The following is a 3,293-nucleotide window of genomic DNA, read 5'->3' as shown; positions in this document are numbered from 1 at the left end:
TTAATTTATGCCCTTACGGGCACACTACAAACAGCACCCATCTCACGTTACAGGCACTTTCATGTTCGTAGTGACGCCGTCAGGCGTTTCATTCCTCATTCACTATTCCTCATTCACCATTCCGAATTCATCATTCATCCAGCGCTTCCCGTACCTTCCCGGCCAGGTCTTTCTTGTTAAACGGTTTCTGGATAAAATGAACGCCTTTTTCCAGAACGCCGTGACGGGAGATGGTTTCGCTTGTATAGCCCGACATGAACAGAACTTTCAATGCGGGATATAGCGTCAACATCCTTTCCGCCAGATCACGGCCGTTCATTTCCGGCATGACCAGGTCGGTTATCAGCAGATCAATCGCACCCGGGTGTTCTCCGGCCAGTTTCAGGGCCTCCCGGGGATTATGGGCCGCGAGCGCGACATACCCCAGTTCGGTAAGGACTTTCCGGGAAAGGCGCAAGACAGGGGCTTCGTCCTCGACCACCAGCACGGTTTCTCCCCGGCCTGGCTGAATGTCCATTGAATCCCGAACTTCAGTAATCTCCACCGCCCCCATATAACGAGGCAGATAAATTTTAAAGGTGGTCCCCTGTCCGACCTCACTGTAAACATTGATAAATCCGTTATTCTGCCGGGCAATTCCGTAAACCATGGCCAGGCCCAGACCGGTTCCCTCGCCCACATCCTTGGTGGTAAAAAACGGCTCAAAAATGTGTTGCCGTATCTCATTGTTCATACCGCGTCCGTTGTCGCTTACGGTCAGAACGACAAACTCGCCCGGGATAAACTCGGCATGGTTGGTACAATAGGCATCGTCCAGAATCACATTTCCGGTTTCAATGGTGATCCTGCCGACGCCCTCGATGGCATCCCGGGCATTGACGCAAAGATTGGCCAGAATCTGATCGATCTGTGAAGAATCCGTGTAAACCGGCCATAAACCGGGGCCCGGCTTCCAGACCAGATCAATATCTTCTCCGATAAGCCGCCGCAGCATCTTGAGTAACTTCTCCACGTTATCGTTAAGGGAAAGCGCCCTGGGGATAATGATCTGTTTGCGGGCAAAGGCCAGAAGCTGATGGGTGATTTCCGCTGAACGGCGGCCCGCGTCGAAAATTTCCGTCAGGTCATCGCGAAGGGGATCGCCCAAAGCGACCTTTTCAAGCGCCAGTTCCGCGTAACCCAGGATCACGTTGAGCATGTTGTTAAAATCATGAGCCACCCCCCCGGCCAGGCGGCCAACAGACTCCATCTTTTGCGACTGCAGCAATTGCTCATGCAGTTTTTCCTTTTCGATCGATTGCCTTTCGGCGACCAGTCTCGCCTGAAGCACTGGAGCGATAGACTTTCCGATGGTCTCCAGCAGGGAGACATCTTCCACCGTATAGTCGGTGTCCTTGTTGGCCACTTGAATCAGCCCTATCGCTTCTCCCATATGGAGAAGCGGTATGGAAATATGACGTGTGATTCGGATGTGCCCCGCCGGCGTACGATCGGACGGCTTATTAGTGAAGGTCGCCTGTTTAATTCTCAAGCACCGGGGCCAACTGCTGTCGCCCCAGGTTTCGCGCGGGAAAACAAACTGTTTATCCGGAATCCGGCACCTATCCCATACGGTTCGGGTCATGGTGGGAACAACCAGAGCGCCCTTTTCATCCAGATAGCCAAAAACGCCGAAGGGGCTGGCCAATTCTTCAAGGATGTCGGTCAGAACTTTCAGATACATTTCTTCACTGGATGAGGTAAGAAAGATTTCGGCGATACGATTCCTCAAGGACAACTCTCTTTCCATCCTTTTGCGTATGGTGATATCCCGAACGATGGTCCACATGCCGATAGGCTGATTGGCGTCATCACGGATTAAAAAGGTACGCAACTCGACCGGAAAAATGGAACCGTCCCGCCGACGATACTCTTTTTCATAAACATCGGAAAAACCTGTTTTCAAAATTTGTTTCTCGACGATTTCGGACTCCATCGCATGCCACTTTTCCGGAGTCAGGTCCTGGTAGGTCAGACGCCGGAGTTCCCCGTCGTCATATCCCAGCATGGCCTGATAAGCGGGATTGAATTCCTGTAAAACGCCCGCCATGTCGGTGGATACAAAGGCATCGGTCATGCTTTCGAACAGACGGCGATGTTTTTGTTCCGACTCAAACAGGGCTTCCCTGGCCTCCCGTTCCTCGGTTTGATCCCGGAAGACCAGCACCACGCCGGTTATGTTTCCGTTCTCATCACGGATGGGAGCGCCGCTGTCGGCAATAGGCCGCCGGGCCCCGTCTTTGGCAATAAGCATGGTGTGATTGGCCAGTCCGACTACCACGCCTTCATTAAGTACTTTGGTTACCGGGCTTTCCACCGTAGAGCCGGTCTCTTCGTTGACGATGCGGAAGACCCCATCCAGATGACGCTGGCGCGCCTCATTTTCATTCCAGCCGGTAAGCTTTTCAGCCACGGCGTTCATGATCGTCACCCGGCCGCCGGCATCAGTGGCAATGACGGCGTCTCCAATGGAATGAAGGGTAATGCGATATCGTTCTTCATCAACCTTCCGGGCCGCCTCCGACATCAGAATCGTCTGAAAATGATATTTCTTTTCCCGCTGCCAGAAGGCAAAACCCGCCACCACCGTCATTCCGGTCAGAATGACGATCAGCGACAGAATCAGCAGCGATCGATTTCGCCAGCCGGCAAAGGCTTCTTCCGTATCCATTTTGGAGACAATAAACCAGGGCGAATCCGGTACGGGCAAAACGGCCGATAGGACATCGACGCCGCGGTAATCCTTCCCTCTTACGACACCGACTTTCCCCATTATGGCCATGACCGCGGGAACGTCGGTTCGGTTCAAGGGAATACGAAGATTAAGCGCCGCTCCCGGCTGATGCCGCAGGCTGTTCAGAAACAGCGCCTCATCCCCATCGCGCCTCACCAGCAGGGTTTCCGCGGTCCGGCTGGGCAGAGGCCAGGACTGGATCAGCGGAAAAAGGAACTCATTGGCGTCGCTGACCAGAAGGAGCGTTCCCAACGGCCGGGGAGATCCGACGTCGGAATAAAGGGGCGCCACCACGCTGAGGTGAGGCGCCATGTTGTGTTTTTCGGTGTGGAGGTCGGTGAAAACCGGAGTTCGTTCGTTCAGCGCGATCCGCAGCGCATCAATGAATCCGGTATGTTCAAGTAAGCGGCCGCAGGATTGGATGCGATAATAAGTGGCAACAAGATAGATTTTGGGGGCAAGCACAGTCGTAAAAAGGGCTTTACGTTTCCAACTTCAGAAGCACGGACCAACTGGTACA

The 3,293-nt window shown here is 53.7% G+C and carries 1 protein-coding gene; it reads right to left on the bottom strand.

What is annotated here, in order from left to right; genetic code table 11:
- Window positions 1–130: 130 nt before the first annotated feature.
- Entirely contained in the window at window positions 131–3,085 is a 2,955-nt protein-coding gene (locus AB1724_19380) for a PAS domain S-box protein (GenBank protein MEW6079979.1), read from the bottom strand.
- Between the last annotated feature and the right edge of the window lie 208 nt (window positions 3,086–3,293).

This window comes from Thermodesulfobacteriota bacterium (assembly GCA_040753795.1).
In the GTDB taxonomy this organism is placed as follows: domain Bacteria; phylum Desulfobacterota; class Desulfobacteria; order Desulfobacterales; family Desulfosudaceae; genus JBFMDX01.
The sequence above is the reverse complement of the archived record's forward strand: the minus strand, read 5'-3'. Positions and strand labels throughout refer to the sequence as shown.

Coding starts and splice junctions, on each gene's coding strand:
- AB1724_19380 (MEW6079979.1), bottom strand. CDS start 3,085: ATGGCGCCTCACCTCAGCGTGGTGGCGCCCCTTTATTCCGACGTCGGA.